Origin of the sequence: Luteimicrobium sp. DT211 (genome assembly GCF_049844995.1) — a bacterium.
GTDB lineage: Bacteria > Actinomycetota > Actinomycetes > Actinomycetales > Cellulomonadaceae > Luteimicrobium.
The window spans coordinates 311,685-328,835 of record NZ_JBNCMC010000003.1 but is presented as its reverse complement, the minus strand read 5'-3'; the positions used below and the strand labels follow the sequence as shown (position 1 = coordinate 328,835).

The 17,151-nt window shown below is 73.2% G+C and carries 15 protein-coding genes; 3 read left to right on the top strand and 12 right to left on the bottom strand.

Annotation, left to right across the window (positions count from 1 at the left end):
• Positions 1-15: 15 nt before the first annotated feature.
• The 3 genes from ACLQ14_RS09300 to ACLQ14_RS09290 form a co-directional block, all read right to left on the bottom strand.
• Positions 16-831, bottom strand: coding sequence for a TylF/MycF/NovP-related O-methyltransferase (locus tag ACLQ14_RS09300; protein ID WP_425812207.1), 816 nt, complete (start codon positions 829-831; stop codon positions 16-18).
• 231 nt (positions 832-1,062) lie between these two features.
• Positions 1,063-2,316: a CDP-glycerol glycerophosphotransferase family protein gene (locus ACLQ14_RS09295; RefSeq protein ID WP_425812205.1), complete on the bottom strand. Its 1,254-nt coding sequence runs from the start codon at positions 2,314-2,316 to the stop codon at positions 1,063-1,065.
• Between the two features lie 100 nt (positions 2,317-2,416).
• Positions 2,417-4,189, bottom strand: coding sequence for a glycosyltransferase (locus tag ACLQ14_RS09290; protein ID WP_425812203.1), 1,773 nt, complete (start codon positions 4,187-4,189; stop codon positions 2,417-2,419).
• Positions 4,190-4,247: 58 nt separating this feature from the next.
• On the opposite strand from ACLQ14_RS09290, the gene rfbA reads away from it, so the two are divergent.
• Complete coding sequence (gene rfbA / locus ACLQ14_RS09285) at positions 4,248-5,123, top strand: glucose-1-phosphate thymidylyltransferase RfbA (protein WP_425812201.1); 876 nt, start codon at positions 4,248-4,250, stop codon at positions 5,121-5,123.
• 37 nt (positions 5,124-5,160) lie between these two features.
• Here the strand turns inward: rfbA and rfbD are convergent, their stop codons facing one another.
• Positions 5,161-6,063: a dTDP-4-dehydrorhamnose reductase gene (gene rfbD, locus ACLQ14_RS09280; RefSeq protein ID WP_425812199.1), complete on the bottom strand. Its 903-nt coding sequence runs from the start codon at positions 6,061-6,063 to the stop codon at positions 5,161-5,163.
• 59 nt (positions 6,064-6,122) lie between these two features.
• On the opposite strand from rfbD, the gene ACLQ14_RS09275 reads away from it, so the two are divergent.
• Both ACLQ14_RS09275 and ACLQ14_RS09270 read left to right on the top strand, forming a co-directional pair.
• On the top strand, positions 6,123-6,854 hold the full coding sequence (locus ACLQ14_RS09275) for a class I SAM-dependent methyltransferase (protein ID WP_425812197.1): 732 nt from the start codon (positions 6,123-6,125) through the stop codon (positions 6,852-6,854).
• A 9-nt stretch (positions 6,855-6,863) separates the two neighbouring features.
• On the top strand, positions 6,864-7,478 hold the full coding sequence (locus ACLQ14_RS09270) for a dTDP-4-dehydrorhamnose 3,5-epimerase family protein (RefSeq protein WP_425812195.1): 615 nt from the start codon (positions 6,864-6,866) through the stop codon (positions 7,476-7,478).
• A 12-nt stretch (positions 7,479-7,490) separates the two neighbouring features.
• Here ACLQ14_RS09270 and rfbB read toward each other — a convergent pair whose 3' ends face one another.
• The 8 genes from rfbB to ACLQ14_RS09230 all read right to left on the bottom strand — a co-directional run bounded on the left by rfbB (position 7,491) and on the right by ACLQ14_RS09230 (position 17,145).
• Positions 7,491-8,507 carry a dTDP-glucose 4,6-dehydratase gene (gene rfbB, locus ACLQ14_RS09265; protein ID WP_425812193.1) on the bottom strand — a complete coding sequence of 339 codons (1,017 nt, stop codon included), beginning with the start codon at positions 8,505-8,507 and terminating at the stop codon, positions 7,491-7,493.
• Between the two features lie 28 nt (positions 8,508-8,535).
• On the bottom strand, positions 8,536-9,711 hold the full coding sequence (gene glf / locus ACLQ14_RS09260; RefSeq protein ID WP_425812191.1) for a UDP-galactopyranose mutase: 1,176 nt from the start codon (positions 9,709-9,711) through the stop codon (positions 8,536-8,538).
• Positions 9,701-10,615: a glycosyltransferase gene (locus ACLQ14_RS09255; RefSeq protein ID WP_425812189.1), complete on the bottom strand. Its 915-nt coding sequence runs from the start codon at positions 10,613-10,615 to the stop codon at positions 9,701-9,703. The genes glf and ACLQ14_RS09255 overlap by 11 nt, the downstream gene beginning before the upstream one ends.
• A complete protein-coding gene (locus ACLQ14_RS09250) occupies positions 10,612-11,616 on the bottom strand; it encodes a glycosyltransferase (protein WP_425812187.1) in 1,005 nt (334 codons plus the stop codon). Before ACLQ14_RS09250 ends, ACLQ14_RS09255 begins: the two co-directional genes overlap by 4 nt.
• A 94-nt stretch (positions 11,617-11,710) precedes the next feature.
• A complete protein-coding gene (locus ACLQ14_RS09245; protein WP_425812185.1) occupies positions 11,711-13,717 on the bottom strand; it encodes an N-acetylmuramoyl-L-alanine amidase in 2,007 nt (668 codons plus the stop codon).
• Between the two features lie 598 nt (positions 13,718-14,315).
• Positions 14,316-14,510: a Trm112 family protein gene (locus ACLQ14_RS09240; protein WP_425812183.1), complete on the bottom strand. Its 195-nt coding sequence runs from the start codon at positions 14,508-14,510 to the stop codon at positions 14,316-14,318.
• On the bottom strand, positions 14,507-15,988 hold the full coding sequence (locus tag ACLQ14_RS09235; protein WP_425812181.1) for a phosphomannomutase/phosphoglucomutase: 1,482 nt from the start codon (positions 15,986-15,988) through the stop codon (positions 14,507-14,509). The genes ACLQ14_RS09240 and ACLQ14_RS09235 overlap by 4 nt, the downstream gene beginning before the upstream one ends.
• Positions 15,985-17,145 carry an FkbM family methyltransferase gene (locus tag ACLQ14_RS09230; RefSeq protein ID WP_425812179.1) on the bottom strand — a complete coding sequence of 387 codons (1,161 nt, stop codon included), beginning with the start codon at positions 17,143-17,145 and terminating at the stop codon, positions 15,985-15,987. Before ACLQ14_RS09230 ends, ACLQ14_RS09235 begins: the two co-directional genes overlap by 4 nt.
• Positions 17,146-17,151 lie beyond the last annotated feature (6 nt).

Here is a 17,151-nt window from a genome sequence, read left to right as displayed (position 1 = left end):
GCTCTCGCCGGGCTCTCAGTCCCGAACCAGGTGGAGCCGGCTATGCAGCTCGCGCCGGAAGCCGGGGTTCGCGGCGACGAACTCGTCGACGGCGTCGCGGCACCCGGACCACGAGAAGTAGTCGTCGATCACGAGGCGGCCGCCTGGAACGACGCGCGGCCCGATCCGCTCGAGGCACGTCCGTGTCGACTCGTACCAGTCGCCGTCGAGGTGGGCGAGGGCGACGGGCTCGTCGCCTTCGATCGTGTCCTGGAACAGCCCCTTGACGAGGCTCACGTGCGCCTCCTCGACGGTAACTCCGAGCCGCGAGAACGATGCCGTGACCTCGTCGTACAGGCTGTCGCGATACCCGTAGTACGTCTCACCGGCGACGCCCTGGGCGTGCCCGTCGACGATAGTCCGGTACCGGGCGTGCACGTCCTCGCCGTCGCGGTCGGTCGGTGGCGGGATCATGCCGAAGACGTCGTACACCATCATCCGGCGTTCGGGCGCCTTAGCGCTCGCGAGGACGATCGCCGACCCGCCGCGCGCCGTCCCGCACTCGATCACGAGACCCTCGAGCCCGCGGAGCTCGGCGTCGAGCATGGCATGACCGAGCTCGGCGAGCGGCGTCGGCTGGAGCAGCGTCAGATGCTCCGCGCGGACGCGGGCCACGGTCGCCGCAAGTCCCTCCGGGAGGGTCGCCACCGCACCTTCGCTCTCGAGCCGGTGGATGCGGCGGCGGAGCCGCGCCGTGACCTCGCGCTCCTTGGCCAGCTCGGCGGCGACGTCCTCTCCCGCCCCGAGCTTGGCGGTGAGCGCGGCGTTCTTCTTTCGCAGGGCGGCGTTCACCCGGCGAGCCTCGGCCAGGTCCCGTTCTACCAGCGTGGTCTGGCGTGTCGTGGGCCACGCGCGCGCGAGCCTGTCGATCGCTCTCACCACGGCGGAACGGCCGGGCGACGTCGTACGTCGCCCCGTCGTCGGACGGTTGACCTCATGACCCGCGCTGGACACCCGCTCATCCAACCACGGGTCGTCAAGTGTGGCGGACGACACGCCCCCGAGGTCCGCCGACGCGCCCGTCTAGCGCGCCGACGCAGCCCGGTGCGCGGCGATCGTGGCGTCGCACGCGTCGAGGAACGCCTCCGTGGCGGCGCCCGGGCGAAGGTCGCCGAGGTAGTACTCGGCGAGCGTCTCGCGCTGCGCGCGACGCGGATCGTCGTCGAGCTCGCGCCGCACCACGGAGACGACCTCGCCGAGGGTGCCGACGCCGATGCGGGCCGCGGCGTCGAGCAGCGGGGTCGCGGCCGTCACCACCTCGGGGCCCGCGGGCTCGGTGACGACGAGCGGCCGACCGGTCACGAGCCAGTCCATCGCCACGGCGGAGACGTCGCACACGAGCAGGTCCGCCGCCGCCAGGTCGACCATGAGCTCGCCCGACGTCGAGACGGCGTGCCCGGCGGACGGCGACGCGGTGCGGGCCTCCTCGATCCGTCGCCGGATCGCCGCATCCGCCTCCCCGTACGCCGCGAGCCGCACGCCGGTCAGCGGGTGCGGCCGGTAGATGACCCTGAGGTCGGGTTCCGCGAGGAGGGCCGCGACCACCGCCTCGCCGAGCGTGTCCACGCTGCCGTATGCGGCCGATGGCTGCGCGCCCTCCCACGTGGGCGCGTACAGCACGGTCCGGCGCTGCTCGGGGGCCGGGGCGGGGCGTTCGGCGACGAGCGCGAGCGCGTCGTCGAGCTGAGGACGGCCGATGACGACGCAGCGGTGCTCCGCGTCGAACAGCGGCAGGTAGCGCGCCATCCGGTCGATCGCGGCACGGCCCGCTACGTACGAGAAGTCGTAGGCCTTCGCCTGGTTGGAGACCGAGACGACCTTGTCGCTGTCGCCGTGCAGCAGCGAGACGTGCGCGACCGAGGCGAACCGGAGCATCGAGAAGTTCTCGGGGTTGTGGTTGACGTACAGCACGAGGCGCACGTCGGACCGGGCGAGCAGTCCGTCGAGCGTCGCATACCGGGCGACGGTGACGACCTCGAAGCCAGTCTCGGCGCGGATCAGGGCCGCGGTGCGTGAGTCGGCCGTGATGACGGCGATCTGGTGCCGACCGTCGAGGGCGGCCAGGGGGGCGTACCACTGCCGGAGCTGGTAGAGCCCGTCCTCCGTGTCGGCGAAGAAGACAAGGACCTCGGCGTCGAGGCGCTGCGTCGCCAGCCGGGCGTCGTCGCCGTTGCGGTCGGGGACGCCGCCGGGAAGCAGCCCCATCCGCCGGATGAGCCCACCTCCGAGCGACCGGACCCTCCGCTTGAGGCTCGCCCCACGGGTCGCCGGTGCCATGCCGTTCCTCTCGGTCGTCGAACGGCGGCATGAGCCGCCGAGCAAGTCTAGACGGGCCGTCGGTGCAGGTGACGGCGGTCGCGATGTGCCGGTCGGGCGGCTACGAGCGGGCGCCCGACCCGAAGCGGCGGAGCCACCGGGACGTCGACGACGCGTCCGGCAGCGCGCCGGCGTAGGCGCGGCCGAGCCGACCCCAGCGCACGAGCGCGGCGGCGTGCAGGCGTACGGCGCGCGCAAGGGCGCGACGCGCGCGGCGCGGGTCCCGCACGAGCGGCGAGGAGCCGTCCGCGAAGACGACGGCGTCACGGCCGAGGCCGTCCGCCCACCCGAACTCGCTCGGGGCGTCGAGGCGCGCGGTGCCGGTGCCGGCCGCGACGCCCGCCGCCCGGACGAGCCCTGAGACGGCCCGCCACCCGGCCGCGGTACGCGCGAGCGGCACCGTCGTCGCCGGTTCCGCGCCCACGGGGACGCCCACGACGGGCGCCGGCGGCATGGCGTCCAGGAGGGCCTGAGCCTGCGGCCTCACCGCCGTGAGGTCGGCGTCGAGCCACGCCGGGCCCTCGAGCGTCTCGGCGAGGGCGGCGTTCCAGAGCTCGGCCGTCGCGTACTGCAGGCTGAGCACGTGCTTGACCTGGTGCGCGAACGAGTCCGCGAGGACCCCGACGCCGGCGCCGTATGCGGCTGCCGTGGCGAGCCGGTTGCGGTGGAGCGGCCACGACGACCACGAGGAGCTCGTGCCCTTCGTCGCCCACGTCGGGTGGCGCACCGCGAGACCGGGGAGCGTCCGCACCTCGTAGCCGGCCTTCGCGGCCCGAAGCCCGTACTCGGCGTCGTCCCACTTGAGGAAGAACGGCGCGGCGAGCCCCAGGGTCTCGCTCGCCCCGGCCGGCACGAGGCAGCCCCACCAGCCCCCGTACTCGGCACGGTCCGTGGGCCGCGTGAACGACCACCTCTCGGGCGTCCCGACCGCGACGTCCACGCCGCCCTCCATCTGCCCGACGCCGTCGGTCGGGCCCCAGCGGAACGTCCGGCGCTCGACGCCCTCCGCGAGAGCCTGGAGGCGGGTCGGCGCGTCCGCGGCGAGCAGCCCGGTCCCGAAGAACGTGCGGGGCGCGAGCGCCGCCAGGACGCCGAGCCGGCGCAGACCCTCGGCGTCCGCGACCGCGTCGTCGTCATGCAGGAACACCGGGCTGTCGGGCCAGCGGGTCGACGCCTCCCAGAGCCCGCGTGAGTAACCTCCGGAGCCGCCGAGGTTCGGCTGCTCGACGAGCAGCACCCGGTCGCCGGCCTCGGCGAGGACCTCCGCGGCGCCCGGGTGTGCACGGAGCGTCCCGCCCTGGTCCACGACGATGACGCGTCCGACGATGCCCGCGAGCGCCGGCGCGGTCAGGCGCGCCACCTGCGAGAGCGCGTCGTCCTCGGCGTGGAAGGTCGGGACCACGACCGTCAGGGGCTGCGGCTCGGCGTCCGGCGCCCCGGCCTGCCACGCGACCTCGGACAGGAGGCCGTCCTGCGCGAACGGGGCCGCGAGGTCGAGCCAGCACCAGTCCATGTCGGTCGTGAGGTCCAACGTCCACGGCTCGTCGGCGCACAGCTCGACGTTCGCGGCCACGTGCGCGACGCCGTCGCGAGCGGTCCGGACCGTCAGGACGCCGGACCCGGTGACGGTGAGACGGACCCGCGCGATCCCGAGACCGGCCCACCAGCCCAGAGGCGCGGCGTTCCGCCAGGTGCCGAGCCCGATCGACTCCCCGGCCTCGACGGCGAGGGCGCCGTCGGGGCGGACGTGCGCACTGCCACGCCAGCACAGCGCGCGGCCGAGGTCAGCGTCGTCGGGCAGGGCGAGACGGTGGAGGATCAGCGGGGACGGCACCGCACGATTCAACCATTCCAGCGGCCCACGACCGTCGCCCACCGTGTTGAATGGGCCTATGCGCGGGATCATCCTGGCCGGGGGCTCCGGCACCCGCCTGCACCCCATCACCCTCGGCACGAGCAAGCAGCTTCTCCCGGTCTGGGACAAGCCGATGATCTACTACCCGCTCTCGACGCTGATCCTCGCGGGGATCCGGGACGTGCTCGTCATCACGACGCCGCACGACGCCGCACAGTTCCACCGGCTGCTCGGCGACGGCTCGCAGTTCGGGATCGCGATCACGTACGCGGTGCAGCCGGAGCCCAATGGTCTGGCGCAGGCGTTCGTGCTCGGCGCGGACTTCGTCGGCGACGGCCCGGTCGCGCTCGTCCTGGGGGACAACATCTTCTACGGGCCGGGCCTCGGCCGGCAGCTGCTGCGGTTCCAGCGCATCGACGGCGGCGCCGTCTTCGCCTACCAGGTGCAGGACCCGACCGCGTACGGCGTGGTCGAGTTCGACGCGGACGGCATGGCGCTGTCGATCGAGGAGAAGCCCGCGCGTCCCCGTTCGAGCTTCGCCGTGCCGGGTCTCTACTTCTACGACAACGACGTCGTCGAGATCGCCCGCGGACTTCGGCCCTCGGCGCGTGGGGAGTACGAGATCACCGACGTGAACCGCACCTACCTGGCGCAGGGACGGCTGCACGTCGAGGCCCTGCCCCGCGGGACGGCCTGGCTCGACACCGGGACGTTCGGCTCGCTCCTCGAGGCCAGCGACTACGTCCGCGCGATCGAGAACCGCCAGGGCCTCAAGATCGGCTCGCCGGAGGAGGTCGCCTGGCGCCGCGGCTTCCTCACCGACGACGAGTTGCGCGAGCGCGCCGAGCCGCTCGTGAAGTCAGGCTACGGCGACTACCTCCTGCGCCTGCTCGACACGAACCGCGCGAGGTAGCGAGCCGCGCCCCTCGCGAGGTACCGCGCCCGGAGGCCTACGTCGCGGAGTTCAGGGCGAGGACCGACGGAGCGGCCTCGGCCCACCGCGCGCGCCAGTCGCCGATCGGCTCGATGCCGGCGCGGCGCAGCGCGCCGTGCCCCAGCACGGAGTAGGCCGGCCGAGGTGCGGGCCGGACGAACGCGGCGGACGTCGTCGGGCGCACGGACTCGGGCTCCAGCCCGGCGGACGCGACCGCCGCGCGCGCGAAGTCGAACCACGTCGCATCCCCCGAGGACGTCGCGTGGTAGACGCCGCCGGGCGCCCGCGCGTCGAGCAGTCGCAGGAGGAGATCGGCGACGTCACGCGTCCACGTCGGCTGCCCCCGCTGGTCGTCGACGACGGCGGCCGTGCCGCGCTCTTGGACGACCCGCACGATGGTCCGGGGGAAGTTGACGCCGCCCGCGCCGTAGAGCCAGGCGGTCCGAAGCACCAGGTTGTCGGGGCTCGCGGCGAGCACCGCCCACTCCCCCGCCGCCTTGGTCCGGCCGTAGGCCGAGCGCGGCGCGACAGGGGCGCCCTCGGGGTACGGCGTGCCGGCGTCGCCCGCGAAGACGTAGTCGGTGGACGGCTGCACGAGTCGCGCACCCGCGGCCGCCGCGGCACGGGCCAGGTTCGCGGCGCCGACCGCGTTGACGGCGAACGCGTCGGCCTCGTGCTCCTCTGCGTCGTCGACGCGAGTGAATGCGGCGCAGTTCACGACAACACCCGCACCGGTGAGCACCTCCGCGCAGGCCTCGTGATCCGTGACGTCAAGCTCCTTGCGGATCAGCGCGGTGACGTCACGCCCGGCCTCCCGGGCAGCGGCGACGACGTCCTGCCCGAGCGTGCCGGCCGCGCCGACGACGATCCAGGGTGCGGACGGCTCCGAAATGGGCGGGCGGGCGCGTCCGGGGCTCATCCCGTGACTCTAGCGGCGCGGCTCCTGGTTCCGGGCCGCGTACGCACTAGCCTCTGCCCATGTCCAGACGTCCGTGGTACGTCAACGTCTCACGCATCCGCCTTGAGGCCGTCGTCAAGCGGTTCGCGCGCCGCGTCCCGGCCGGGACACTCGTCCTCGACGCGGGCGCGGGCAACGGCGTGTACCGGCGGCTGTTCAAGGACGCGCGGTACGAGGCCGCCGACTTCGCCGAGCTCGGAACCCGCTACACGCCGCTGGACTACGTCTGCGACCTCTCCTCGGTGCCGGTCGAGGACGACCGGTTCGGCGCGGTCCTGTGCACGCAGGTCTTCGAGCACCTCCCGGATCCCGCCGCGGTCGCCCACGAGCTGTTCCGGGTGCTCGAACCCGGTGGCGAGCTCGTGTGCAGCGCACCCTTCTACTACCCGGAGCACCAGCAGCCCTACGACTTCTACCGCTACACGAGGTTCGGTCTGCGGCGGGTGTTCGAGGAAGCCGGGTTCGACGTCGACCGTGTCGTCTGGCTCGAGGGGTACTTCGGGACCGTCTCCTACCAGCTCGATGCCATGGCCCGGGGACTCCCCCGGGATCCGCGGGCCGTGACCCGGGGGCCGCGGCTGCTGTACATCGCGCCTCTGCTCCTGCTGACGCGGCTGGGCGCCCGCTTCCTCGCCGGCGCGTTCTCCCGCGCGGATCTCCGCTGGAAGTACACCAAGAGCGGGCACCCCAAGAACTACGTGCTCGTCGCGTTCAAACCGGCCCCGTCCCAGCCCGCAGCGCCACCTCAGTAGGCTCGCCCCATGCAGATTCGTCCGCTCGCCGTCCCGGGTGCCTTCGAGGTCACCCCAGACCAGCTCGGCGACCCGCGCGGGCTGTTCCTCGAATGGTTCGCCGAGCGGGAGTTCATCGCTGCCGCAGGTCACAGCCTCGACCTGCAGCAAGCGAATCTCTCGGTGTCGGCGGCGGGTGTGCTCCGCGGTGTCCACTTCGCTGACGTCCCGCCGAGCCAGGCCAAGTACGTGACGTGCGCCAAGGGCGCCGTCCTCGACGTCGTCGTCGACGTTCGGGTCGGCTCGCCGACCTTCGGCAGCTGGGACTCCGTCCTGCTCGACGACGTCGACCGGCGCGCGATCTACCTGTCCGAGGGCCTCGGACACGCCTTCATCTCGCTCGAGGACGGTTCGACCGTGCTCTACCTGTGCTCCGCGCCGTACGCACCGGGCCGCGAGCACGGGGTGCACCCGCTCGACCCGGCGATCGGGATCGAGTGGCCGACCGTCGGACGTGACGGACGCCCGCTCGAGCGGCTGCTGTCGGCGAAGGACGCGGCGGCGCCGACGCTCGCGGACGCCCTCGGGCAAGGGCTCCTGCCCCGCTTCGACGACGTCGGGAAGTTCGTCGCCACGCTGCGCTGACGGCGGGCCGCGTCAGCCCTGCCCCGACGTCTGGTACTTCGCCTCGGTCGCGGCCTTGCGCGGGCGCCACCACGCGTCGTTGTCGCGGTACCAGCCGACAGTCGCCTCGAGGCCCTCGCGGAAGTCGGTGTACCGGGGCTTCCAGCCGAGCTCGGTGCGCAGGCGGGTCGAGTCGATCGCGTAGCGCAGGTCGTGGCCGGCGCGGTCGGTGACGTGGTCGAAGTCATCCGGCTCGCGACCGAACACCTCGAGCAGCGTCCGCACGACGTCGAGGTTGGACTCCTCGCCGTCGGCCCCGATGAGGTACGTCTCCCCCGGCTGCCCGTCCTCGATGATCCGCCACACCGCCGCGTTGTGGTCGTCGACGTGGATCCAGTCGCGCACGTTGAGCCCGGCGCCGTACAGCTTGGGCCGGACGCCGTCGATGAGGTTGGTGACCTGGCGCGGGATGAACTTCTCGACGTGCTGGTAGGGCCCGTAGTTGTTGGAGCAGTTCGAGATCGTCGCGCGCACCCCGAACGACCGCACCCACGCGCGCACCAGGAGGTCCGAGCCGGCCTTGGTGGACGAGTACGGCGACGACGGGTTGTACGGGGTCTGCTCGGTGAACCTGACCGCGGTCGCCGGGCCCGCGGGGTCGCGGAGCGGTAGGTCCCCGTAGACCTCGTCGGTCGAGATGTGGTGGTAGCGCACGCCGTGCCGGCGCACCGCCTCGAGCAGCGTGTACGTCCCGACGAGGTTCGTCTGCACGAAGGGCGACGGGTCGGCGAGCGAGTTGTCGTTGTGCGACTCGGCCGCGAAGTGCACGACGACGTCCGCGTCCGCCACCAGCCGGTCCACCAGTGCCGCGTCGGCGACGTCACCCTGGACGAACGTGACGGCGTCGGCGACCGGAGCCAGCGACGACCGGTCGCCCGCGTAGGTGAGCGCGTCGAGGACCGTCACGACGGCGTCCTGCCGCGTGCGCACGGTGTGGTGGACGAAGTTCGCGCCGATGAAACCGGCGCCGCCCGTGACCAGCACCCTCATACGTCCTCCTCGTGCGGCACCGGAGCCGTCAGGCCCGCACCTTGGGCGCGAGCTTGTTGTCCACCATCGACAGCGCCGACCCGATGGCCATGTGCATGTCGAGGTACTGGTACGTCCCGAGCCTTCCCCCGAAGAGCACATCCCGTTCGGCGTGTTCACGCTCGGTGAGCTCACGGTACGCGACGAGGCGCGCCCGGTCGGCCGGCGTGTTCACGGGGTAGTACGGCTCGTCCCCCCGCTCGGCGAACCGGGAGAACTCCCGCATGACCACGGTGCGGTCGGTCGGGTAGTCGCGCTCGGGGTGGAAGTGCCGGAACTCGTGGATCCGCGTGTACGGCACGTCGAGGTCGGCGTAGTTCATGACGGGCGTGCCCTGGAAGTCGCCGACCTCGAGGACCTCCTGCTCGAAGTCGAGCGTCCGCCACGCGAGCTCGCCCTCGGCGTAGTCGAAGTACCGGTCCACCGGGCCCGTGTACACGACGGGCACGTTCCCGACGACGGCCTCCTTGTGGACGGGCTGCGTGGCGTCGAAGAAGTCGGTGCCGAGCCGCACCTCGATGCGCGGGTGGTCGGCGAGCCGCTCGAGCCAGGCGGTGTACCCGTCGACGGGCAGGCCCTCGTGCGTGTCGTTGAAGTACCGGTTGTCGTACGTGTAGCGCACGGGCAGGCGCGAGATGATGCTCGCGGGCAGGTCGCGCGGGTCGGTCTGCCACTGCTTCGCGGTGTAGTCGCGGATGAACGCCTCGTACAGCGGCCGCCCGATCAGGGACACGCCCTTCTCGTCGAGGTTCGCGGGCTCGCGGCCCGCGAGGACGTCGTCGAGCTCGGCGGCCTGCTCGCGGATCAGCGCGCGCGCCGCGTCCGGGCCGTACGCGGACCGGAAGTACTGGTTGATGGTCCCGAGGTTGATCGGCATCGGGAACACCTCGCCGCGGTACGTCGTGTACACGCGGTGCACGTAGCCCGTGAACGCCGTGAACCGGGTCGCGTACTCCCAGACCCGCTCGTTCGACGTGTGGAACAGGTGCGCGCCGTAGCGGTGCACCTCGATACCCGTGGTGGGCTCGTCCTCCGAGTACGCGTTCCCGCCGATGTGCGGGCGCCGGTCGACGACGAGCACGCGCGCGCCGTGCTGGCTCGCCATCCGTTCCGCGACGGTCAGGCCGAAGAAGCCCGACCCGACGACGACGAGATCACAGTCCACGCGCAGCCTCCGAGGGTTCGGCCGCGCCCGCGGCGCGGTCCTTGACGATGATCGAGCGGTACGCGGCCTTGCGGAGCCCCTCGGGGACCAGACGGTAACCCCCGCGCACGACGACGTTGCGAACGTACTGCGACCTGCTGGTGAACCCCTCGTCGCGCAGGGTGCGCTGGAGCCGCAGCTCGGAGCGCAGGAGCCGGGCGCCCCCGCGCCTCGCGTAGGCGCCGGCCCCGACCCGGTAGAGCACCAGCGGCTCGGCGACGTTCGCGACGTTCGCGCCCCCGGCGATCATGCGCGCGAACAGGAGGTAGTCCTCCATGAGGTCGAGCGTCTCGTACCCCCCGGCGCCGCGGACGGCCGTGCGCCGGTACACCACCGAGGGATGGTTGAACGGGTCGTGGAACCGGGAGTACTGCGCGATCTCCTCGGGGGTCGTCGGCGGGGTGCGCGTGCGGCCCCACTCCGCCTCGTCCTCCTCGATCTCGACGATCGCCGAGCCGACCAGGTCGTAGCCCGCCACCACGAGCGGGACCTGCACGGCGAACCGGTGCGGCAGCGACACGTCGTCGGCATCGACGCGCGCCACGATCTCGTGGTCGCAGTGGTCGAGGCCCACCTCGAGCGCCGCGGCCAGCCCGACGTTCCGCGGCAGCTCCAGGAGGTCGACGTCGAGGCCCGGCGTCGCGGCGAGCTTTTCGAGCAGCTTCTGGAGCTTCGGCCGCACCGGCCCGTCCCGGACGATCACGACCTGCGCCGGCGGCAGCGTCTGCTCGCGGGTCGCCGACTCGAAGGCGCGCCGGACGAACCGGCGCTTGTCGCCGTCGTACACGGGCATGAGCACCGTGAACGGCTCGACGTCCGTGGGCGCGAGGTCGTCCGGGCCGCGGTCCTCGCGCGCCACGCTCATGCGCGCCCCCGCGCGACGGGACGTCCCGCTCCCGCCTCGACGGCGCGGACCTCATCCTCGACCGGGCCCAGCCCCGCGAGGACGGCGTCGGCGGGCTGCGGGGCGCTCGTGACGCCGTCGCGCAGGCCCTTCCAGCCGGAGGTGACCAGCGTGCCGCGGTCCTGCGAGCGGACGAGCGTCCGCGTCCACCGCACGAGCGTCGACGCGCCGTAGGTCGCCGTGTCGACGGGGCCGAGCGCGCGGGACCGCGAGAACATCCAGATCTTGTTCCGGACCTCGTTGTAGAACCGGGGGCCCGGGTCGAGGTCGCTGCCGGCGAACTTCGCGGTCCGGTGCTCGACGACGCTCGCCGGCACGTAGAGGCCCGGCCGGCGGCGCAGGAGCCGCGTCGAGAACTCGAAGTCGTCGTTCCAGATGAAGTAGTCCGCGGCGGGGAGCCCGTCCTCGTGGACGGCGCGCGCGTCGACGAGCATCGAGACGAACGAGCTCGACCGGACCGGGATCGCCCCCGCGACCTGGGCGCGGCGCACCTCGTCCTCCGAGGCGCGCGGGCGGCGCCGCGGCGTGTTCATCGGGTGCTCGCGCCCGTCGGTCCACACGGCCCTCGAGCCGGCGATCGCGACCGGCTCTCCCCCGGCCGCCTCGAACGCGTCGCGGGCCGCGAGGAGCTCCGCGAGCGCCGTCGGGGTCGGGATGGTGTCGTCGTCCATGAGCCAGACGAGGTCCGCCGGCGGCTCGCCGTCGGACGGGGCGACGGCGTGCGCCATGCCGGCCGCGAAGCCGCCCGCGCCGCCCGTGTTCCTCGCGAGCGCGAGGACCTCGGGGGCGCTGGGGTGCTCGCGCGCGACCGTCAGCGAGTCGTCGGTGGACGCGTTGTCGACGACGACGACGTGGTCCGCGGGGCGCGTCTGCGCGGCGACCGCATCGAGGGCCGCGGCGAGGAGGTCCCGCCGGTTGTACGCGACCACGACGGCGACGACACGGGCAGGCACGGCTTCCACGCAGCTCCTCGGGACCGGACGGACAACCCCCCCATCCTAGGGGGAGGCCCGCACGGCCCCGACGGGCCCGCCGTCGTGCTCGCCCGTCGCCCGGTCACGGCGTTCGCGGGAACGCCACCAGCGAGAAGGCCTTCTGCTTGCGGTCGACGCCCTGGAGGACGGCGGTGCCGGAGTGGGGCTTCTTCATCGAGATCTTCACGGTGACCGCGTGGCGCCGGGTCGTGCTGTGCAGGTTGAGGTACCCACACGTGACTCCGCCGATGACGACGCGCATCTTGCCGAACTGGGGTCCGACCTCGGCCTTCACGACGACGCTGCGTGCGTCCTTCACGTGGTAGACCTTCGCCGCCGCGGTCGAGCTGACGGTCGTGTAGACCTTGCCGCTGAAGTATGCGCTGCCGTTCACGCGCGTCCACGACGACGACCAGTGGATCACCGCCGGGTTCACGGGCCGGGTGAGCCGGTGGAGGGTCTTTACCGGGCCACGCCGGTGGGCGGAGTCCAACGGCCTGACGGCGACGACGCGCGACCAGCCGGCCGGCGTGCTGAACGTGTAGGACGTCCCCTTCACGGTCGCGGACACGTGCCACATGCGCGTGTCCCGAAGGCTGCCGCTGATCGACGCCGTTCGCGTGAGGATCTGGTACTGCGTCGCGCCCCGGACCGCCTTCCAGCGGTACGTCGCCCGTGAGAACCACTGGACCGGGACGACGCTGCTCGAGACCGCGACGACCGAGGGCGTCCCCGTCGTGTATCGCACGGTGCCCCACTTGGCGCGGGCCGCCGCGAGGCGCTGGTGCACGGCCGACCGGATCGCCGGGAGCTTCGCGTACAGGTAGGCGCCCGGACAGGCCGTCCCGTTCGTGTCACGGTGCCCCAGGATCGTGGGGACGCGGACCCAGGTGCCCGACTTGGCCCTCGTGTTGCTCCCCGTGCTCGAGCCGGTGAGCAGGCGGGTGTGCCCGAGCGAGTTGATCCCGTACTCGTAGGCCTTCCAGGCGAGCACCTTCTCGATCGAGGTGAGCATCGCGGACGACGGGCGCGCGGTCTGGAAGTTCCCCATCGCCGACACCCCGATCGTGTCGGTGTTGTAGCCGCCCGCCTGCGCGCCGATCGGGTTGTCGTAGATCGCGTCCTTACGACCCTGGAAGACCGTGCCGTACTTGTCGACGAGGAACTGGTACCCGATGTCCGGCCAGCCGCGGGACTTGGTGTGGTACGCGTAGATCCCGCGGACGATGGCCGCGGACTGCGACTTGCTGTAGCTGTTCGTGCCCGCGGTGTGGTGGACGTACATGGCGTCGAGGTGCGCGGAGACGTCCGCCCACGAGCTCGACAGGCTCTCATCGGCGCCCCAGCCGGCACGCGTCACGATGTTCGGCTTGTTCTCGTAACCGGTCGCGGCCTCGGCGCTGGCGGCCGGGCTCGCGGTCTCGCCGGCGCGAGCGTCCGCGGCCGAGGTCCCCGGGTCCACGACGTCCACCTGGACGTCCTTCGGTGCCGACCCGTCCTTGGTGACGACGCGCACCTGGATCCCGTCAGCCCCCGACGTGGTCAGCGGGTCGGTGCCGGGGCGCTCGCCGCTCACGCCGACGTCGTTGACCTCGAGCTCCGTCCACGGCGACCACCGCCCGTCCTCACGGATCCGGACGGACACGAGGACGACGTCGGACGTCCCCGACGCCCAGGTGACGCCCGCGACCAGGAAGTGCCCCGTGCTCTCCTGGGCGCCGAGGACGGCGAGACGGCCGCCGTCGAGCGCGGGATGGCTGTCCGCGACGGGCGTCGGCGTGCCGCTCGGCCTGGAGGCGAACGGGCTCGCCGACGCCTTCCGCGGGACCACGGGCTTGCCGTTCTCCCCGACGGCCGGGTCGAGCGCCGACGTGTCCCGGCGAGCGTTCCCGTCGATGCCGCGCACGTGGTGCGTTCCGACGTCGGGCTTCACGACGTGCGCCGCCGGCGCCGGCAGCGTCGCGACCGGCGCGACCACCGCCGCTCCCGCCAGCAGGCCCGCCGCGGTCAGCCGGACGACCGTGCGTCGCGCCCCCGCCGCGACGCGCGACCCCCGACGCTGCGTCCCCTCCTCGACCCTGACACCCATGACGACCCCCTCGTCGGTCGTGCCCGATCTGCGCACGTTGCGCCGCACACCAGGGTGCGCGGCATGGATGGCCCGCGCATCTCGGACGGGTTCGTCGGTGGTTCAGTCGGGCGCCGTGGTTTCGTCCGCGGGTGGGGGCGGGCAGGCGGTTCGGACTGCGTCGCCTTCAGGCCCTGGGGGCCTTCCGGCTCCTTGACGTCCTTCACCACCTGCCCGCCCCCACCCGCTCCCAAGGTCACGTCACCCGGGCGACCCAGCCGTGCGCCGTCGTCGGCCGGCCCGCGTGCCTCGCGAGACAGCGGGTTTGTCGCGAGTCACCGGGAAGTTGGCGCTGACTCGCAATGAACTGGCTGACTCTCGAGCGGACGAGACGTCACCGTCGGCGAACGCACCGTCACCGTCGGCGAACAGAGGCACGGGCAGGCGACCGGCTGTGGAGGTGAGACGACGGCGAAGCGTGGGGCGGGGGGTGTGGCGCGCGGTCGTGGACGGGTCTGGCGTGGGGCCGAGGGAGTGGAACGGGCAGAGGGCGAGGCGGATGGACCGTCGCGCGCCACACCCCCGGCCCGCCCGCCCCGCCCACGAGAGACGCCAGGGACTACAACGCGCGGGCGTCCGACTCCAGCAGCACGGGGATCCCGTCGCGCACGGGGTACGCGAGCGGCCGGTCGGGGTCGGTCGAGTGCAGCTCGGGCTCACCGTCGGGCCCGACGCCGTCGACGAGCGTCGCGCCCGTCACGGGGCAGCGCAGGAGGTCCCGGGCCCAGGCGTCCAGGGGAAGGGGGGTGCTCATGCCTGCTCCTCGGTCTCGGTACCGTCGGCGGCCCGGACGAGCGAGAGCACGTCGTCGCGGACCTTCTCCATGATGTCCTCGTCTGCCGCCTCGACGTTGAGCCGCAGGAGCGGCTCGGTGTTGGACGCGCGGAGGTTGAACCACCACTGCGGCGTGGCGTCCCAGTGCGAGACGGTGAGCCCGTCGAGCTCGTCGGTCGTGACGGGCCCGGCGCCCTGCTGGGTCACGTACGCCTCGACGACGCGCGCCCGCGCGGCGGGGACGTCGGCGACGCGCGAGTTGATCTCCCCGCTGGCGACGTACGGCTGGTAGGCGTCCGCGAGCGCCGACAGCGGGTGCGGCTGCGAGCCGAGCGCGGCGAGCACGTGCATCGCGGCGAGCATGCCGGTGTCGGCGAAGAAGAAGTCGCGGAAGTAGTAGTGGGCGGAGTGCTCGCCCCCGAACACGGCCTGGTGCTCGGCCATCTGCGCCTTGATGAACGAGTGGCCGACGCGCGTGCGGACGGTCTCGGCTCCCGCGGCCTGCAGCAGGTCGGGGACGGCGCGCGAGGTGATGAGGTTGTGGATGACCACCGGCCGCCCGCCACCCTGCTCACGCTTCTCCTTCGCCACCTCCCGCAGCCCGACGAGCGCGGTGATCGCCGACGGCGACACGGGGTCGCCGTGCTCGTCGACGACGAAGCACCGGTCGGCGTCTCCGTCGAACGCGAGCCCGAGGTCGGCGTCGTGCTCGACGACGGCGGCCTGCAGGTCGCGGAGGTTCGCGGGCTCGAGCGGGTTCGCCTCGTGGTTGGGGAAGGACCCGTCGAGCTCGAAGTACAGCGGCACGACATCCAGGGGCAAGGGCGGCAGTCCACTTCCCGTACCGAGCACGGCGGGCACGGTGTAGCCGCCCATGCCGTTGCCGGCGTCGACGACGACCTTGAGCGGGCGGATCCCCGACAGGTCGACGAGCCCGCGCAGGAAGTCGGCGTAGTCGTCGAGCATGTCGCGGTCGGCGAGCGCGCCCCGCGCGTCGGCAGCCACCGGTTCGGGCAGCCCCTCTCCCAGGTAGTCGCCGGCAAGGTCGCGGACGTCGGCCAGGCCGGTGTCCTGCCCGACGGGCCGTGCGCCCGCGCGGCAGAGCTTGATGCCGTTGTAGACGGCGGGGTTGTGGCTCGCGGTGAACATCGCGCCGGGCACGCCGAGCGAGCCGGACGCGAAGTACAGGCCGTCGGTCGAGCACAGGCCGATGCGCACGACGTCGACGCCCGCGTCGGTGAGCCCGGAGGCGAACGCCTCGACGAGCCCCGGCCCGGACTCGCGCATGTCGTGCCCGACGACGACGCTCGCCCGGGCGCCACCCTCGGCCTCCGGCAGGACGACCACGCGCGCGAACGCCGCCCCGATCGCGCGGGCGACGTCGGGCGAGAGCTGGTCGGGGACGGTCCCGCGGACGTCGTAGGCCTTGATCAGGGAGGACAGGTCGATGCGCGTCACGGTCCGAGCGTAGCGGGGACCGGCGCCTCCTCCGGCGCGACCCCGGCCACCCCGAGCGCGGCCACGGCACCCGAGACGGCCACCGCGCTCCTCTCCCCCACGAAGAGGACGTTGTGGTACCGGGTGTAGGCGTAGTCGGCGCCCGAGCCGTAGGTGAGGTCGGGCGCGACCGGGTAGGCCAGGCCGGCGTCGTCGTCCACGGCCCAGGCCCGCGTGTAGCCGCGCTCGCCGAGCAGCCCGTACAGGGTCGCGAAGTCGTCGCGCGAGAGCACCTCGGCGAGGAGGACCGGCTGCTCCGTCGTGAGGAGCTCGCGGGCCCCGGCGAGGACGTGGCTCTCGTGGCGCTCGACGTCGATCTTCATCAGGCCGACGCGCGGTCGCCCCTCCCCCTCCCACCACGCGTCGAGGGTGGTGACCTCGACCTCGGTGGTCGCGGCGCCCTTCGCTGCGTCGCGGTCGGCGAACGGCTCGAACGACGACCCCGTCGCCATCGGGACCGCAGCGTTCCGGTGCAGGGTCATGGTGCCCGGCGCGCTCGAGACCCCGACCGCGTGCACGCGCACCCGGTCCTCGAGTCCCGAGAGCCGCACGTTGGTCCCGGTGCGCCGCGCGATGCGGTCGACCACCTCGAATGCGTGCACGACGACGTCCGGCGCGGACGCCCCCGCCACCAGCGAGAAGATCCCGGTGTGGGCGCCGACGTCGAGCACGTGACCCGCGCCGGGCGCGAGCGCGGAGAACAGCGCGGTCGACAGGGACTCGTACGCGTTCGGACCGAACCAGAACGACACGGCCGCGACGAGGTCGTCCTCGTCGAACCACATCCAGGCGGGGCGCCCCTCGCCGACCTGCACCAGCACCGGGCCCGTGTACGGGTGGGCACGGCGCAGCGCGCGCAGGTCCGGCGACTGGACCCGCGTGGGGATCGAGCGGCCCGCGGCGAGCCACGGGCGGGCGGCGTGCGCGGACACCGCCTCGCGGGTCCCCCGCCGGGGCGCCGACGGCGGGGTCGGGGCGACGGGCGCGGCGAGCGCGACCTCGACCCTCCGGTCCACGAGGCGACGCAGCTCGTCGCCCGCCAGCGCGTCGGCCCGGCGCAGCACCCACCCGCGCACGCCCCGCGGCGCGCCGCCCCGATCCGCTCGTGCGTCCCCCATGGCGTC